The organism is Paenibacillus sp. FW507-14B1B, from assembly GCF_058781425.1.
Genome location: NZ_JBYSWS010000001.1, coordinates 600,026 through 618,572, shown reverse-complemented (window position 1 = coordinate 618,572; position 18,547 = coordinate 600,026). Strand labels below are relative to the sequence as shown.

Sequence of the window (18,547 nt, the reverse complement as noted above, 5' to 3'; positions counted from 1 at the left end):
CATTTGGAAGGTTTGAAGCGCCAAGATACAAGAAACAATGGTTAGGAGATACGCAGTATTATCTCCATTTTATTCCTTTTTTTTGATTAGACTACTACTACATAAGAATACAACTATGGAGAGAACCGACTGTAAATCATAACGCAGCCGGTTTATGTTCGTTCGGAGCATTTTCCTTATTTGAGTTAAAAAATAAAGATTAGTGAAAGGATGTTAATGATGAGTGAATCGAATCAGGAATATATCATCATCTCAGCTGCGAGAGAGAATAATCTAAAGAATGTATCCTTACGGATCCCGAAACGAAAGATTTCGATCTTCACGGGAGTATCTGGATCAGGAAAGTCCTCGATCGTCTTTGATACCATTGCTGCGGAATCCACGCGTTTGTTGAATGAGAACTTTAGCATGTTCGTTCGTAATTTTTTGCCTAAATATCCGCAGCCAGATGCAGACGCGATCGAGAATCTAAGCATGGCTGTAATCGTTGATCAGAAGCGTCTTGGCGGTGGCTCTCATTCCACAATGGGCACGATCACCGATATATCTCCCATTCTCCGTCTTCTATTCTCAAGAATAGGTCAGCCTTATGTTGGAGGAGCGCACATGTTCTCGTTTAACGATCCTCAGGGGATGTGTCCCGAGTGTAACGGAATTGGCCGTAGTCTTAGCGTCGATATGAGTAAAGCTGTGGATATGTCTAAGTCCCTTAATGAAGGGGCAATCATGCTTCCTGGTTATGCGGTAAACAGCTGGGAATGGAACATGCTTGTACAGTCAGGAGACTATGATCTTGATAGGAAACTGAGTGATTATTCTAAAGAGGATATTGAACAGCTTCTTCATGGCAAGGCTAGAAAAGTAAAGATGGACTTTGCTGGAAAAGAAATGAATGTTACCGTCGAGGGTGTTATTGAGAAGTTTACAAACAAGTACATCAAGCAGGATGTGAAGACAAAGTCCGAACGGACACAACAATCCGTTGCACCATTCATCTCCGAAGGTCCTTGCACCAGTTGTCATGGTGCTCGACTTAGCCAATCTGCACTTAACTGCAAAATTAATGGACATAACATTGCCGAGTTGTCGGCGATGGAGGTCGGATACCTCATCCGCGTAATTCAAGAGATTGATGATGCTGCAGCTTCACCGATCGTAAAGTCCCTGATAGAGCGGCTTCAACATCTGGTCGATATCGGGCTGGATTATTTGACACTTGACCGTGAAACCGATACTTTATCCGGTGGCGAATCCCAGCGAATCAAGATGGTGAAGCACCTGAGCGGTAGTCTGGTCGATGTTACTTATATTTTTGATGAACCCAGCGTGGGCCTTCATCCTCGAGATGTCCATCGCTTAAATGAATTGCTTCAGAAATTGCGCGATAAAGGTAACACCGTGCTTGTAGTAGAGCATGACCCTGATGTTATTAAAGTAGCAGACCATATCATTGATGTCGGTCCACACGCTGGCAGTCGGGGTGGTAACATAGTATACGAAGGAACCTATGCTGGACTTCTGGAATCGGGAACTTTAACGGGGACACATATGAAACGACCACTACTGTTAAAGAGTGAATACAGGAAGCCTTCAGGTAAGTTGACTATTAAGGATGCTAACCTGCACAATTTGCAGAACGTGAGCGTAGATATTCCATGCGGCGTACTAACCGTTGTGACCGGAGTAGCTGGTTCGGGTAAGAGCACATTGATTAATGATGTATTTCTCCGTAATCATCCAGACGCTATCGTTATCGATCAATCGGCCATAGGGGTGTCAACACGTTCTAATCCTGCAACTTATACGGGGATTTTGGATGATGTGAGAAAAGCCTTTGCTTCTGCGAACAAGGTTAGTCCAAGCTTATTCAGCTTTAACTCCAAAGGTGCTTGTGAGAACTGTCAGGGTTTAGGCGTTGTTTATATTGATCTTTCATTCTTCGATAGCGTGAAGTTACCATGCGAAGTATGTGGAGGGAAAAGATTCAAGGAAGATGTTCTATCTTACTTGCTTAATGGAAAATCAATTGCTGATGTACTTGAGATGACGGTAGAGCAAGCTTTGGAATTCTTCCAATTAAAAGAGGTAGTTCGTAAACTACAGGCGCTGAGCGATGTAGGTTTGAATTATATAACACTTGGTCAACCACTTAGTACACTCTCGGGCGGAGAATGCCAGCGTATTAAGTTGGCAAGTGAGCTGCATAAGAAGGGGAGTATATATGTGATGGACGAGCCTACTACAGGCTTGCATATGTCAGATATCGGTCACCTTATGGAAATTATGAATCGTCTTGTAGATGCGGGTAATACGGTGATTGTCATTGAGCATAATCTCGAAGTGATCAGCCAAGCGGACTGGATTATTGATATGGGACCTGATGGTGGTAGCAAAGGTGGGCACGTGGTATTTGAAGGTACACCTTCACAGATTATTCATGCCGAGCAGTCCATTACGGGCAAGTACTTGCAATAAATTAGGCTTTCTAGAGATTCCATGTATTATGTATATTGGAAAGGAAGTGTACTATGATGGATTTTGAAATAGTTATGCAGGAACTCGAAGCGCTTGGGAAGGAACGCCTGAAAAAGATTTACATGAGTAATGGCGCGCACGAACCCCTCTTCGGTGTAGCAACAGGCGCAATGAAGCCGCTTGCTAAGAAAATCAAGCGTAATCAACCTTTAGCAGAGCAACTATACGCCACGGGGAACTACGATGCCATGTATTTTGCGGGAATTATAGCGGATCCAATGGCAATGACTGCGGAAGATTTTGAGCGTTGGATAAATGGTGCATATTTTTATATGCTTTCCGATTTTGTGGTTGCAGTAACTTTAGCAGAAACAGAGATTGCTCAAGATGTTGCCGATCAATGGATCGCAAGCGGTGAAGAGCTTAAAATGTCGGCAGGTTGGAGCTGTTATTGCTGGCTTTTGGGTAGTCGTCCAGACGCTGAGTTTGATACAAGTAAGCTTGCAGGTATGCTTGAACAAGTAGAACATACAATCCACAATGCACCGAATCGAACAAAATCGTCTATGAATAACTTTATCTATACAGTTAGTCTTTCTTACATACCTCTCCACGAAAAGGCGATTGAAACTGCTAAGACTGTAGGTCCGGTGGAAATCAGACGTGACAATAAAAAAAATAGCATCTTACATGCTTCCGAAAACATTCAAAAGGAAATTGATAAAGGAAGAATTGGTTTTAAACGCAAATATGTAAGATGTTAATGTAGGAGTGAAATGGATGGAAGTGTTTACTGAATTTTTAGAGAAGATCGATAATCAGCAGCACCGGGCTCGAACAGAAGAGGTATTGGGCTGGGTTGCTAAGAAATACCCTGAACTACAGCCAAAAATTGCTTGGAACCAGCCTATGTTTACCGATCATGATACATTTATAATTGGCTTTAGCGTAGCTAAACAACATCTGGCTGTTGCCCCTGAAAAAGCAGGGATTAATCAATTTTCGGACGATATTATTCAAGCTGGATACGATCATACTAAGGAACTGATGCGTATCAAGTGGGACAAGCCCGTTAATTTCTCATTACTTGAGAAGATGATCGAGTTTAATATTTTGGATAAGGCAGACTGTTCAACTTTTTGGCGTAAATAAAAGTTTAATAGTAGTATATACTAGATGTAGAAGTCACCTTATGGTGGCTTCTTTTTCCATAGTCATTGCAATTGAGAACGAATCCGAAAACCTCATTTATCTGTTATGGAACGGTTTAGTAAATTAAAAAGGCTATTTATTGAAAGAAATAAGATAAACTTTGATTATATCGACACTTCGAATTTGGAATGTCAATAGCAACGTGTGTTATCATAATAAAGCAATGAGTAATTTAAGCAGAGATAATACTAGGAGGGAGTACTCATTAATAACGTCGCTATGAATGAAGCCATGAGCATGTTAAAGAAAACGAGCCGTACTTTTTATATACCAATCAGTTATTTGGATATAGGAATAAAGGAAGCTGTTGCGTCTGCCTATCTTTGTATGCGGGCAATAGACGAAATTGAAGATCATGATGACCTTAATGATGAACTGAAAGTTGAACTATTACGTGGTCTTTCTGAAGTATTCAAGACCCACAATGTCACAGAAGAAGCACGAGTGTTTCTAGCACCTTATAGCTCTGCATTACCGGAAGTTTCGATGAGAATCGGTGATTGGGCTCTTCTTTGTCCTGCTTCTGGAACTGAAATCGTATACCGATATATTTCTAAAATGGCGCATCATATGGCTGACTGGGTTCAAAACGGATGGCACATACATACTGAAGACGATTTGGACCGCTATACCTATAGCGTGGCGGGTATGGTTGGAGAAATGCTATCGGAACTTTGGTTCTGGCATGATGGAACACAGTCAGATTCGACCAAGGCAATTGCTTTTGGTAGAGGATTACAAGCCGTTAATATTCTTAGGAATAAGAAAGAGGATAATGAACGTGGTGTCGATTTCTATCCGGATGGCTGGGGATTTGATGAGATGAAACAATATACACTTCGTAATTTACAAATCGCTGATTCGTACATTGCAGACTTGAAGGATGGCCCAGCATTAAAATTTTGCAAAATTCCATTGGCACTTGCCCACGCTACAGTTAAGCTCATGTCTGCGGGTGGAAGTAAGTTAACAAGAGATACGGTTCTCAAAATTGTGAATCGGGTAACTGGATAATTTAGTTTTACTACTACAATATCCTTGGATAAAACCTCCTATGAAAGCTAATTTGATTTATTAGCTTTCATAGGAGGTTTTGCTATGATTTAATACAATAGAGATGTATAAGAGGAAGGAGTGTAACAAGGCATCAAACACATCATAGACTAAGGTCATTTAGGAGAGAAGAAGACAATGCTTAGAAGATTTTTCTCGTATTATCGACCGCATCGAAGGTTGTTCATCATTGATTTTACTTGTGCGGTCTTTGTTGCAATCTTAGAATTGGCATTCCCAGTTGCTGTGCAATCATTTATTGATAAGCTTTTGCCCACTGGAAATTGGTCAATGATTATTACGGTCGGTCTTAGTTTGTTGTTGTTTTACATATTAAGCTCATTCATGCAATATGTTGTAAACTACTGGGGCCACAAGCTCGGTATTAATATTGAAACCGATATGAGACAACAGCTTTTTCAGCAATACCAGCGCCAATCGTTTAAGTTCTTTAATGATCGTAAGACGGGTCATCTCATGAGCGGGATCACTAACGATCTTATGGATATTGGTGAATTGGCACATCATGGTCCGGAGGATTTATTTATTGCCATTATGACCTTCTTCGGTTCTTTCTTCATCATGATGCAGATCAATGTACAAATGGCCTTGATTTCCATTTTCATTTTCCCGTTCTTATTGATATTAATCGTGATCACGAACATGAGGATGAATAAGGCTTGGAAGAGGATGTATTCGGAGGTAGCGGAAGTAAATGCGCGCGTGGAAGACAGTGTATCCGGTGTTCGGGTGGTGCAGTCTTTTACGAATGAACAGCATGAAGTTTCATTGTTTACTAAAAATAATCTTAAGTTCAGATCTGCCAAGCTCCAAGGCTACAAAGTCATGTCATTTAGTATGTCTGGCATCTACATACTCACACGTTTAATAACGTTATTAGTATTAATCTACGGAGCCTGGATGGTACATCAAGGGGTTCTTAAGACGGGGGAACTGGTCGCATTCATCCTATATGTGAATATTCTCTTTAAGCCCGTCGATAAGATTGCGGCTCTGCTCGAGATGTATCCTAAGGGAATGGCAGGCTTCAAACGATTTACGGAACTAATGGATCTCGAACCAGACGTTCAGAATACCCCGAATGCCAAAACCGTGTCGAACCTGAAGGGGGATATTCGGTTCCAAAACGTAAGTTTTGCATACAACGATAAGCAGAGTGTGCTGAACTCTGTATCGTTCTCCATAAAAGCCGGAGAAACCGTAGCGTTTGTTGGACCTTCCGGTGCAGGAAAAACCACAATTTCTCAGCTTATACCGAGATTCTATGATGTGACAAGCGGCAGCCTCACCATTGATGGGATGGATGTGCGGGAGATAACTAAAGAATCATTGCGTTCACAAATTGGTATCGTCCAGCAGGATGTTTTCTTGTTTACCGGTACGTTAAGAGAGAATATTGCTTACGGTAAACTGAGTGCTACGGAAGAAGAAATCTTAGAGGCTGCTCATAAAGCCAACTTAACTGAAATGATCAAGCAATTACCAGATGGACTGGATACACAGATCGGTGAGAGAGGCTTAAAACTATCAGGTGGTCAGAAACAAAGAATCTCTATTGCCAGAACATTTCTGAAAAATCCAGCTATCTTGATCTTGGATGAAGCGACTTCTGCTCTAGATACGGAGACTGAGAAAGCGATTCAGGATGCATTGACAGAACTTGCAGAGAATCGGACCACAATTATTATCGCCCATCGATTATCCACAATTAAAAAGGCAGATCACATCTATGTTGTAACGAATGAGGGAATTGCTGAGGAGGGTAATCATCAGGAGTTAATCGATCAGGATGGTATCTTTGCCAAGCTGCATGCTGCCCAGTTCCATTAATTGATGATCCTAAGAAATACGAAAAACCGAGGTTTCTGCATGAATGCGGAACCTCGGTTTTTATATGGTGTGTTCTTAATTCTCGGGATAAAAGCTTGTGATGTTAAAACATTGATACAAGCCATATACGACGAGAATGATTGCTATAATTACAAAAATTAAAGCTGCAATTCTTGAACGATACAGGTCATTAAATTTTACAGTCACTTGCTGTTTTTTTCTATACATGTAGTGAAAGAAGTATTGCATGGTTACGATATAAAACCAATCCGATACCCTGCGGGGGTTCGTAAAGCTATGAAATACGCCATTTTCGCGGAATGCAAAAAATAAGACTTCTTTTTCCATCGTCTTTCTACTGCTATATTTTTTGAATTCACGCCCTAGTAAAAATGAAATGAGAATAGGGCCGACAATCATACCAGAAATGAATATAAAACCATTCTTAATAACATGAGTCCAGTATGGGCCGATGAGGTTGGTATAGAAGTCAGCGAAAATCAAGTGAGGTATCTCCTTCATGTTAGTCTCATATTTCTTTAACCAATTTACCTTCACTTCTTCGGCGTATCAATGACCTCTTTATACCATTGTAAAAGTTGGTTATAAATTCGTTCTTTATCCTGTTGTTTTAATTTTTTGTTCTTCCCAATTTCGAGGAGTAATTCCTGTGCAACAATATTTGTATTTAATTCTTCCACAGCATGTTCTGGAGCTCGCTTTAATCTTGAATAAACCTCTTTTGGTTCAATCTTGAATCGTTCGCAGAATTTATTAATAAACTGCTCACTAGGCGGTTTAACGCCTCGTTCTATCTCAGAAATATAGTTTGCGCTTAGATCAAAGTCACAGCCGAGACCGATCAGAGTCTCTCCGTGATGTTTTCGTATAGACTTGATATATTTTCCGACCTCAAGGTATTCAGGCGTCACTCGTTTTTTATTTTTGATTTCTTCATTCATATAAAAGATCCTTTTCACGGGAATTAATGTGTGTTCTTAATCATGAAACATGTTGTTATTCACATGCCCAAGTATAAGAGGAAACATGACCCAATCAGAATGCTAAGGCTTCCCTAGTGTAAGAGGACAAAAGGCTGGTCCCATATTTGTGTCGTTTTGACATTCGATATTCTAGCAGTTTTTTAATGGTTTGAAAACCCCGTTCATTTAGTGCTGAATGCCAAAATTAATGACCTAATTTCAAGCATAACCCAAGGAGGGGAATCAATATATAGATGGGCAGGTGTTATATATTGGAAGTTGACTAAATTAATGCTTGAGGATTAAATTGAGTACATGATAGTAAGCGCAGACAGGATGACTGAATAAAGAATAAAGTCGTTTAAAAAGTAAGCGCTAAAAGGTGATTTAAGATAAATTATAGCGAGATTATGAAAAGCGAGGTAATGACAACATGAATTACAGAGAAAATCTGCAGCGAGAAGAAACAGAGGCCTTGGAAAATTTACGTCTTGCTCGGGAAAATATGAATTTACTAGCAACCGGTGCTCGGACGCAGGAACAGAGAGCTCGCTATATTATCAGTAATCACGTAGAAAGCGCTTTCGATGAATTGGAAACTATTGTACTAGACGCTCTGGAAGCTCGAAAGACAGCGCTTAAGGCACGACAAACTTATGATGATGCTTGCTACGACTATTCGAACATACTCTGGAGACACTGGATGTGCATTAGAGAGGAAATAATACAGAGTGGATCACTCGTATAAGTAATACATTGAAATTAAAAAAATACTCACTTGCAGGAAAGAATCCATTGGTTGTTGAATATATCCGAATACGGCATTAAATATCAGGCGTAAACTAATTACACCTAAGCCGCAGGAGGATAACAACATGAAATCGATCACTGTTCATAGCCTTACGGAAAAGTTTAGTTTGGAAGTACTTGCAGGTGCCAATCGAATGGATCGTGTCATTACACGTCCTCAAACGCATAGACCTGGACTCGAGTTTGTTGGGTACTTCGATTTTTTTCCAATGGAACGCGTGCAGGTACTAGGACGTAAAGAAATCACCTATCTGTTAACACTTAGTATAGAAGATCGACAGTTGCATATTGGCAATATCGTTAAATATCATCCACCTTGCTTTATCGTTACCTCGGGACAACAAGAGATTCCATATCTGACCATGTTCTGTGATCAAGAGGGCATACCGTTGCTCCGTACAACAGAGAAAACGACTGATTTCATTGCGAAGCTGGATAGTTATTTGGTTAAGGCATTAGCACCTGAAATGTCGATCCATGCGGTTTGTGTGAATGTAGCGGGAATAGGAATCCTACTCCGGGGTAGATCAGGGATTGGGAAAAGTGAGACGGCCCATACACTCATTCGAAAAGGGCATCGGTTTGTAGCAGATGATATTGTAGTACTTAAGAAGTTAGGACCTTCAACACTTCTTGGTACGCATAACGAGACAAGCCGTGAGTTTCTAGCTCTCCGTAGTCTTGGTTTGATCAATGTTGTTCGTCAATATGGACGTACTGCATTTCAAGATGAGACTCGAATTGTGCTAGATATCGAGCTATCTCCGTGGCAGGAGAACTCACTCAATAATGAACTGGAAGTGGTACCACAATTCACTGAATATCTCGGTATTCAAATTCCACATATCGAAGTTCAACTTCAGCCAGGTCGTGATGTAGCTAGCTTGATTGAAGCGGCAGCTAATAGCTGGTATCTTAAACAATTGGGTTATAGCGCTGCTGAAGATTTTATGCAGCGAATCGAGAACAAGATGCAATCATGAAAATACCTTTTAAAGAGTCGCGAAAATCGCGGCTTTTTCTATTTATTTTTCTTATGAAGAATATTTTAGTTATGATATATAATTATTAGATAAATTGAAAGCGATACCATGGATGTTATTAGTTAGTGTATAAATATCTGGTAGGGGGAATCGAATGAAGAGATCGATCTTTTTGCGATTACTGATTCAACTTGCGGTTGTTATCGTTGTCAGTATTAGTCTACTGGCATTGTTATTGTATAACTATACATCCAACTTATTAAAGGATGAGATTGTAGGAGCAAATACAGAGTTGCTATCTCAAACCATCAAAATCGTTGACCAGACGATGAATGAAGTTCAGCAGATGACTACCTCACTCAGTTTAAACTCAAGTGTTCTGAAATCAGTTATGTTACCTTGGGTTTTAGAAGATGAATATCGCTTTTTGCTTGAAACCTCTCAAACCATTGAAACAAGGATTACCTCTTCAAATTATATTCATTCGATATATTTATATAGTGCAAATAATAAAAAGCTCATATCTAGTTCAGGTATTAACAAATTGAGTGAGTTTTCTAATCGTGAAACATTAGAGCGCTTCTTAAGCTCAAAGCTTACTTCAACATGGGTGGCTAATCGCTTAGTCTCCAATGCTCACGGTGAGGAGCATTTGATTAGTTACATGGTCAGTACACCGTTTCGAAACCAGAAGAAGATGGGTGCATTAATCATTAATTTGAAGGAAGATGTTCTATATAATGCTGTTGTGAACACGAACAATAGGAAACTTGGTAACGTAGCTATTTTGAATAGTGACGGAGAGGTATTGTCTTATAAAGATAAGAGTGTGTTGCTGGATCGCTTTAATTGGGTGGATATGTCGGCATTCAGCGATGAGAAAAGCGGTTACTTTGTTCAAAAAATGGATGGAAAGGATATGTTCATCACTTATTTACGTTCGCCGATTAATGATTGGATATATGTAACGCTAAATCCCTATAATGATGTGTTTAAACGGTCACATGATGTTATTTTTATGACCATTTTGATTTCGGCAATCGGACTTGCTGTTGGGCTACTGCTGGCATACATTATATCCAATCGTCATTATCGACCTATACATAACTTGGTACAAGCACTTGCGATGAACACGGGAGGACGTCAGAAACACCAAGATGAGTTCAGTTATATTCGCACCTCAATTGACGCGATACAATCAGAAAATAAAACATTTCTTCATAAGTTTCAAAGCCAGGAGTTACTGCTACGTGATCATTTGCTAATGAACATATTATCTGGCAACTTAACGGATGAGGCCGAAACGAGAGAGCAACTAGATTATTATCAAATGGACTTGGGACCAGCTAATTATATGGTGCTTGTGTTAAGAGTACATCTTGTGACGGACCACATAGCCGTGCAGGTGGATGAGAAGATGAAAAACTGGATTTCTTTCCAGCTTAGAACGATTGTAGAGCAGCTTGTTGTAAAGACTTACAAAGGTGCATATATCGGTGCTTATCATAAGCACGATGTACTTATTGTACATCATGAAGATTGGCAGAGTGATGAGCGACAAGCAGAAGAAATGAAGCGTTTCGCTGCAAAAATACAACAGCAGGTTGCTGAGAATATTGAGTTGCTTGATGTGATTACGATTGGTATAGGCGGCTTATATGCTCGACTAACTGATATTCACCTATCTTATGAAGAAGCTGTTGAAGTATTGAATTATGAGAAGGTCTCTGGTAAAGGAAGTATTATCTCGATACACGATCTGAATGTAAACCGTGCCAACCGCAACTCTTTTATAAACTATCAGCAATGTATTGACAGCCTAACAAGTGAACTGAAATCAGGGAATTTTGATAAAGCAGTCGAAACGAAGAACATGATCATGGAACAGGTTCAGCAAGATGAGCAATCTGGAATGTATTTGAAACATGTTATACTTTCAAATCTATTCAACGCCTTAGTTAAAGTGCGAATCGAACTTTCGCTGTCAGATGAGGATATCGAGAGCAGTACGTGGCATTATGAATTCTCGAAACTAAGGACCACAGAGGAAATGAGCATATATCTCTTGCGCATCATGGAGGGGATTTCTAGAAGCCTTGCGTCTAGAAGTCATTCGAAGCATTCCGAAGTAATGATGAAACTGGTTGCCTATATTCGGGAGCACTATCAAGAGCCGCTCAGTCTTCAACTTGTATCAGATATGATCTATATGAATAGCAACTATGTATCCAAGCTGTTTAAGAACACAACGGGTATGACATTTATTGATTATTTAACAGAGATTAGATTCAAAGAAGCATGTCGTTTATTAAGCGATACAGACTTAAGCATTAACGATGTTGCTGAAATGTCAGGTTTTAATAAACAAAGCTTAAATCGGACGATTAAAAAATTTACAGGTCTAACCCCGAGTGAGTATCGAAATAAAGAAATTGAAAAGCGGCTGCAATAGCCGTTTTTTATTTTTTTGAACTTTTACAAAGCTATTTATGCAGCATAACTTCAATAAAATGAAGCTAATCTGATCAAATGATACTCCAAAATTTCAATAAACTAAGTCTAATCATAGGGATTGATTCTTGTTGGCTCATGAGAATGCATCTTATTATGAAAGTGCTTTCAATAACGGAGTAGAAAGGAGGTTAATATCTTGGAAACACCTACAACGAGATTAAGTGTTCAGATAAAGAGAAGTAAACTGGACGGTGTCAGACGAGTAATACGTTATCGGAATTTGTATCTGATGCTGCTACCGGCACTCGCTTACTACATCATATTTCATTATTACCCCATGTACGGTGCAACGATTGCATTCAAACAGTTCAGTATTATTAAGGGGATCAGTGATAGCCCATGGGTCGGTTTGAAGCATTTCGAGGCGTTAATGAAGCTAGATAAGTTCTGGGAAGTATTCTGGAACACGATTGTTATTAGTTTGTACAGATTATTCTTTGGTTTTCCCTTGCCATTAATTGTTGCGCTTTTACTTAATGAAGTGCGTAAATTAGTCTTTAAAAGAACGGTTCAAACGATTATTTATTTGCCACACTTTATTTCTTGGGTCATTATGGGCGGGTTGCTTATTAATATGCTGTCCACAGATACGGGCGTTGTTAATCAGTTTATACGCTCACTCGGAGGATCAAGCGTTGGGTTTCTAAGTGATGAGTCTTATTTTCGTTCTACGTTAGTGGGCTCCATGATCTGGAAGGAGTTTGGCTGGAATACCATTATTTATATGGCGGCTTTAGCTGGTGTGAACCCTTCGCTATACGAAGCAGCTTGGATGGATGGAGCGAATCGTATGCAGCGTATTTGGCATGTAACACTGCCTAGTATTCGGGCAACGATTATGATTCTGTTGATACTACGGATTGGGAGTTTGATGGAAGCCGGTTTCGAACAAATATTTGTATTGTATCATCCAGGTGTATACCGTGTTGCTGATATTATAGACACTTATGTATATCGAACAGGATTAGCTGATGGTAAGTTTAGTTTAGCGGCAGCCATAGGATTATTTAAGTCGATTATAAACTTTCTCCTGTTAATCTTGGCGAATCAGCTTGCACGTAGAAAGGGTAATCAAGGTATATTCTAATTCGAATTTATTCAATCGATAGCTATTACGAATTAGATGTAGGGGGATATCACACATGAACAATTCCGGGCTGAGTGCCAAATTATTTCAGGTATGCAATTATACTTTCCTAGGGTTGATCACTTTAATAACCCTATTCCCGTTCTGGGATTCACTCATTGTATCTATTACACCCATAAATGAAAGCATGCAATCCAGCTTGCACTTATTTCCGAAAGCGATTACATTCGAAGCCTATGAATATATTATCGGGATGGAGCAACTTTGGAAATCGTATGGCGTGAGTATCTTTGTTACTGTATTCGGTACGATTCTAAGTATGATCGTAACTACATTAGCGGCTTACGCATTATCTAAAAGTTATTTACCTGGCGGTAGAGCGATCATGTTCTTCATTGTATTCACGATGATGTTCAGCGGAGGAATTATTCCTACCTATCTTGTTGTGAAGCAACTTGGCATGATGAACACGGTTTGGGCAATGATCATGCCACTCATGATACAGACTTATAATCTCATCATTATGCGAACCTTTATGACTTCTGTTCCAGAAAGTCTTGAAGAAGCAGCACGTATTGATGGATGTGGTGATTTTCGTATTTTATTAAGGGTTGTACTTCCATTATCTATGCCAGCGATTGCAACGATCTCATTATTCTATGCGGTCTCCAAATGGAATGAATTCTTCACAGCAGTCATGTATGTGACAGATAAGGACATTTGGCCCTTACAATTATTTATGCGAGCAATGTTAATTGATAATGAAGCGATGTATCAGACAGGGGGAGATAGTCCATTCCTTCTTGGACAATCGATCAAGATGGCTTCGATTATGATTTCAACGATTCCGGTTATGATGATATATCCATTTTTTCAGCGGTATTTTGTACAAGGTGCAACACTTGGAGCAGTTAAAGAATAGAATTTAAAGGGGGAGTATTTATGAAACAGAATTCAAAACAGAAATTTATAACAATCATTTGCTTATTACTTTCTTTCAGCATGCTAGTCGGTTGTTCTGGTAACAGTGGAGAAACAGTAAAATCTCAGAACAGTTCAGACTCAGCTACAGGTAATGAAGAGCCGCTTAAAATCGTGTACCTAACTCCGGGAGATGCGGCAGCAAAACCCATTCAACCCGGTGACCGTATAATTGCAGAGATCAATAAGCGTCTAGGCATTGATTTAGAAATTAAATTTGTACCCGAGGGCGGCTTTGAAAAGGTTAATGTAGCGATGGCAACCGGTGATTTTCCGGATTTAGTCACAGCGCAGTATCCATCCTCCTCGTTAAGTCAATGGATTGAGGAAGGATTACTTGTTCCTTTAAATGATTTTTTGCCTGAAATGCCGACGGTAAAGGAAAAGTTAGAAGGTGAACTTGCATGGACTGCTGTTGATGGTAAGTTTTATGGTTATCCTTTTATCGAAGAGAAATTAAACGCAACTTTAGCATATCGCGCTGATTGGCTTGAAGCGTTAAAGATAGATCCTCCCAAGACACTAGATGATTTCTATGAAGTGTTAAAAGCGATTACACATAATGATCCCGATAAGAATGGAGTCAGTGATACTTATGGCTTAACAGGTTCCAAATCAAATGGTTTTAACGGTTCTTTTAACTTTATCTTTTATGCTTATGGTTTGCCTTATGGTGACTGGGTTTTGGATGAGAACGGAAAAGTTGCACCTGCATTCGAACATCCTGCATTTAAACAAGGCGTAGAGTACATTCATAAACTATGGAATGAGAAACTGATCGATCCAGAATACTTACTTAACGATAATCAAAAGCGTGAAGAGAAGTTCTTTCAAGGTAAGGCAGGATTTATGATTACTCCGCTGTTTAGACATGTTAATAGACTAGAAACAAGTTTGCAGGAGTTAACGCCAACAGGAAGACTAGGCTTTATTGATCCTCCAGCAGGCCCAGAAGGTAAACACGGCGTTGTTGGTAAGCCGAAGGGAGGCTTATTTACAGCAGTTACTACTAAAGCGAAAGACCCTAAGAAAGTTGCAATGTTCCTTGAGTTCATGCTGTCACCTGAAGGAAGAGAGTTGTTGGAACTCGGACTTGAAGGGGTGCATTATACGAAGAATGGGGACAAAATTACGTACAATGAAGAGGAGCGTGCAAAAGATAACTTCGCATCTAATGGCTGGTCCCACCCACTGGCATGGGGGAATGTTGTATGGCCGTTAACTCTTAATTATCTGCCACAAACCGAACCTCAGGCTGATCGTGCGAAACAATCTGTAGAAATTGCGACAGCAAACTTAGTGCCAAATTTAGTGAATACGACGACTCCTGAAGAAATCGAGTTTGGTGGTGTATTCGGAACCGGTATTTTGGGCGAGTTAACCAACCAATATTACATTGATATGATTGCAGGGAAGCTAGAGATTGAGAGTGGATTAGCAGAGTTATCTAAAAAGTGGCGTGAACAAGGTGGAGATAAAGTATTGGAAGCAGTTCAAGCGGCCTATGATGCTCAGTAAGAATGTCCATATTATGCAAAAGAATGACTCGTATTTTCAAAGACTAGTAACACCTGTTTCAGTAAAATGATGAGAAAGCCGCATTGTAAAATGCGGCTTATTGATTATCACAATGAAATACGATCTCAAACATGATAGGGGGGAAGTTACGGACGATTTACTCGAGGTTCCATTTCATGTTGAACGCCACAATAAATACTAGGAGGAAAGACCCGTGAAAAAAAGAAAAATAGCACTCGTAACGACACTAATGGTTACGCTTTCAACAACTCCACTTCATGTATTTGCAGGGGATTCCATTCCACCTTCTGGTGACGCAGCTTATAAGAAAAATCAACCCATCACACATGGATATAGAGCTGTGGACATTGAGAATTGGTCTCCAGAGACGGATCCGGATGCTGAACGATTGAGAGCCCATGTTCCATTACAAAAGAGAAACCAAGCGTTTGCAGCAACACAAGCGAATCCTAAGCTTAGTCCTGAAACTGAGTTTTTTAACCTGACTGGAGATTATGACTTCTATTTCTTTGGAGCAACACCTTACAACAATGAGTTCTCGAACTATTTATACAATTTCTGGCAGTATACAGACTATTACGGTGGATGGCACGGACAGACAACAGAAGATGTACCGTTAAGCTTATATGACCCTAATGAATCATGGGAGAAGAGGGCATTTGAATTTGGTATCTTAGACTTGCCTAATCCCGCATATACAAATGCAGCGCACAAAAACGGCGTGAAATCGATAGGTACACTATTTATCCCTCGTGGTGGTCAGCCTTATGATCTTTTGCTTAAACAACGAGAAGATGGGACGTTTCCAGTAGCTGAGAAGCTCATTGAAATGAAAGAATACTTCGGTTTTGACGGGTATTTCTTCAACCAGGAGACCTCGATCAAACCTGAACATATTAAGAAATATAAAGCATTCACAAAAACGTTGATTGATGCAGGAGTATACACACAGTGGTATGACACGGTGGATGATGCACAGGGGAAACTGACTTATCAGCCATCGCTTATTCCATCTCACAGTTCTTTTATTCGAGATGACGAGATGGGTGGAACCATGAACAACTCTGTATTTATGAATTATAACTGGAATTCACCGGATGGTTGGAATAACGGAGATAGCACGGATCAAAAGTATATAAAGAAAACTGTTGAAGAAGCGAAGAGGAGAGGGATTGATCCGCTAAAAACAGTCTTCTCTGGTGTTGAGGCAGGAATGGGCAGCTTTGGAGGGGCTCATAATTCTACTCGAAATTTGGATGTTATTTTAGATGAAGACACAGGGAACCCTTTGACATCGATCGCAACATTAGGTGGAAACTTTGTTCAGCATGCATTGGATGAACATCTAGGCGATCCGAGTAAGAACCTTCGAGGAGACGATGATCATCAGTGGATGATCGCCGAGCGTGAACGCATGTGGTATACAGGCGTTAAGATTGATCCGACAAATACCGAAGAACAGAAAGGGTACGCAAGACCTGATGTCGGTGTACAAGATGCTTCGGAATGGACAGGTATATCCAGATATATCACTGAACGTTCTGTTATTGATGACAGCACATTTGTGACGAACTTTAACACCGGACATGGGATGAAATATTATATGAATGGAAAAGTTTCCAATGATGAAGAATGGTCAAACATCAATGTACAGGATATTCTTCCGACGTGGCAATGGTGGATCGATACAGAGGGAAGCAAGCTGCAAGTGGATTTTGATTATGGAGACACGGTAGAAAACGGCGACAAATTCACTTACCAACAGATTGGTGGCTACAAAGGGGGAAGCTCTTTAGTTGTAAACGGAACTTTAGATGCGAAGAACTTCCTACGCTTGTATAAAACGGATTTAGACATTAAAAATACATCATCAGCATCGATTACTTATAACAAAACATCAGCCAAAGATGGCTCTGAAATTCAGTTAGGGCTTGTCTTTAAAGATGCACCCGACCAAGTTGAATATATCACTGTACCTAAGAGCGGTGAGAGAACAAAAGGCTATGTTACAGCAGAACTTGAGTTAAGCGCTTATGAAAATCGGGAAATCGCAGCTATAGGATTAGCATTTGATCCTAAGGGTGAATCCATCCGAAATTACCAAGTGAACATTGGTGAGCTTAAACTCACTGATGGGCAAAATTATACGCCTAATAAGCCAATCGGGTTTGAAGTCAAAGATAGATTTGATACCGACGAAATGAATGTTACATGGAACTTAGAAGATTATAGCAAGGTAAAACAATATCATCTTTATGCCCAACTGAATAATGGTAAAGAGGAATTTTTAGGCGGTGTATATGGCGATAATTTCTATGTGAAAAACCTTGATAAGCATGTTGAGTCTCTAAAATTAACGGCTGTTGGACTTGATCATACAGAAAGCGAGCCAGCTATTATTCAACTTAATAGGAAGAATTTCATCTCAAACGTAAAAGTTGAAGAGAACTCTGAAGGATTGAAGATTAGTTGGGGAAGAGAAAGTCGTGGTAGTCATATTCGATTCGACCTAAGTTTTACCGATGGCAGAAAAGATACGTACACTAAAACCGTTGATAAAAAACGGGGATCTGACCAATTCGAAGTACCTGTGAAAGATGATGATCGGTATCTATTAAAAATATCCACTTTGGATTCGAAAGGTAACATCATAGACACGATCAGCGCAGCAGGTAAAATGATTGATGTTTTTGCTGAACCATTCGATGGAAGCTACTATATCGACGGCGCAAAATTAGGGATAGATGTACCTTCTTCGAAAGATTGGTGGCATATGTACATTACGATTAATGGAGAAGCCGTAAAACCTGCGAAAAAGTATAACGGCGAGACAACCGATTACTTTATTCGAGGCTATCATGACCTAAAAGGAATGGCTGTACCTGCTAAAGGGTCCATTATTGGTATTTCATTGAAAGATTATGTGGGGAATATGTCAGAGACAAAATATATAACCGTCAATTAATTATTTGTTTCTAATCCTATTCAATAGGTTCTGGAAAGTATCCGATTAACTTGTCGTTTAGAATAAGCGAAGCAAGTTAATTTAACTAAAGATG

General features: G+C 39.8%; 14 protein-coding genes. 12 read left to right on the top strand and 2 right to left on the bottom strand.

The window, feature by feature from the left end:
- Nucleotides 1-219: 219 nt before the first annotated feature.
- From AC3WJJ_RS02725 to AC3WJJ_RS02705, 5 genes are all read left to right on the top strand, one after another.
- A complete protein-coding gene (locus AC3WJJ_RS02725; RefSeq protein WP_492537789.1) occupies nt 220-2,475 on the top strand; it encodes an ATP-binding cassette domain-containing protein in 2,256 nt (751 codons plus the stop codon).
- Nucleotides 2,476-2,531: 56 nt separating this feature from the next.
- Complete coding sequence (locus AC3WJJ_RS02720) at nt 2,532-3,239, top strand: DNA alkylation repair protein (RefSeq protein WP_492539558.1); 708 nt, start codon at nt 2,532-2,534, stop codon at nt 3,237-3,239.
- 16 nt (nt 3,240-3,255) lie between these two features.
- Nucleotides 3,256-3,627, top strand: coding sequence for an iron chaperone (locus AC3WJJ_RS02715; RefSeq protein WP_492537788.1), 372 nt, complete (start codon nt 3,256-3,258; stop codon nt 3,625-3,627).
- Between the two features lie 291 nt (nt 3,628-3,918).
- Nucleotides 3,919-4,701 (top strand): squalene/phytoene synthase family protein, encoded by a 783-nt coding sequence (locus tag AC3WJJ_RS02710; protein WP_492539556.1) that lies wholly within the window; start codon nt 3,919-3,921, stop codon nt 4,699-4,701.
- 177 nt (nt 4,702-4,878) lie between these two features.
- Nucleotides 4,879-6,591 carry an ABC transporter ATP-binding protein gene (locus tag AC3WJJ_RS02705; protein ID WP_492537787.1) on the top strand — a complete coding sequence of 571 codons (1,713 nt, stop codon included), beginning with the start codon at nt 4,879-4,881 and terminating at the stop codon, nt 6,589-6,591.
- Between the two features lie 75 nt (nt 6,592-6,666).
- On the opposite strand, the gene AC3WJJ_RS02700 is transcribed toward AC3WJJ_RS02705, so the two are convergent.
- Both AC3WJJ_RS02700 and AC3WJJ_RS02695 read right to left on the bottom strand, forming a co-directional pair.
- Entirely contained in the window at nt 6,667-7,113 is a 447-nt protein-coding gene (locus AC3WJJ_RS02700) for a hypothetical protein (RefSeq protein ID WP_492537785.1), read from the bottom strand.
- A 32-nt stretch (nt 7,114-7,145) separates the two neighbouring features.
- The gene (locus AC3WJJ_RS02695; RefSeq protein ID WP_492537783.1) at nt 7,146-7,553 is read right to left on the bottom strand and encodes a helix-turn-helix domain-containing protein; all 408 of its coding nucleotides are present in this window, start codon (nt 7,551-7,553) and stop codon (nt 7,146-7,148) included.
- A gap of 454 nt (nt 7,554-8,007) precedes the next feature.
- On the opposite strand from AC3WJJ_RS02695, the gene AC3WJJ_RS02690 reads away from it, so the two are divergent.
- The 7 genes from AC3WJJ_RS02690 (at nt 8,008) to AC3WJJ_RS02660 (ending at nt 18,453) form a co-directional block, all read left to right on the top strand.
- Nucleotides 8,008-8,322, top strand: a complete 315-nt coding sequence (locus tag AC3WJJ_RS02690; protein WP_492537781.1) for a hypothetical protein — start codon at nt 8,008-8,010, stop codon at nt 8,320-8,322.
- Nucleotides 8,323-8,449: 127 nt separating this feature from the next.
- The gene (gene hprK, locus AC3WJJ_RS02685; protein WP_492537779.1) at nt 8,450-9,367 is read left to right on the top strand and encodes an HPr(Ser) kinase/phosphatase; all 918 of its coding nucleotides are present in this window, start codon (nt 8,450-8,452) and stop codon (nt 9,365-9,367) included.
- 154 nt (nt 9,368-9,521) lie between these two features.
- Nucleotides 9,522-11,819 carry a helix-turn-helix domain-containing protein gene (locus AC3WJJ_RS02680; protein ID WP_492537777.1) on the top strand — a complete coding sequence of 766 codons (2,298 nt, stop codon included), beginning with the start codon at nt 9,522-9,524 and terminating at the stop codon, nt 11,817-11,819.
- Between the two features lie 198 nt (nt 11,820-12,017).
- Nucleotides 12,018-12,968, top strand: coding sequence for an ABC transporter permease (locus AC3WJJ_RS02675; RefSeq protein ID WP_492537775.1), 951 nt, complete (start codon nt 12,018-12,020; stop codon nt 12,966-12,968).
- A 55-nt stretch (nt 12,969-13,023) separates the two neighbouring features.
- Entirely contained in the window at nt 13,024-13,890 is an 867-nt protein-coding gene (locus AC3WJJ_RS02670; RefSeq protein WP_492537773.1) for a carbohydrate ABC transporter permease, read from the top strand.
- 20 nt (nt 13,891-13,910) lie between these two features.
- A complete protein-coding gene (locus AC3WJJ_RS02665; RefSeq protein ID WP_492537771.1) occupies nt 13,911-15,467 on the top strand; it encodes an extracellular solute-binding protein in 1,557 nt (518 codons plus the stop codon).
- A gap of 214 nt (nt 15,468-15,681) precedes the next feature.
- The gene (locus AC3WJJ_RS02660) at nt 15,682-18,453 is read left to right on the top strand and encodes an endo-beta-N-acetylglucosaminidase (protein WP_492537769.1); all 2,772 of its coding nucleotides are present in this window, start codon (nt 15,682-15,684) and stop codon (nt 18,451-18,453) included.
- Nucleotides 18,454-18,547 lie beyond the last annotated feature (94 nt).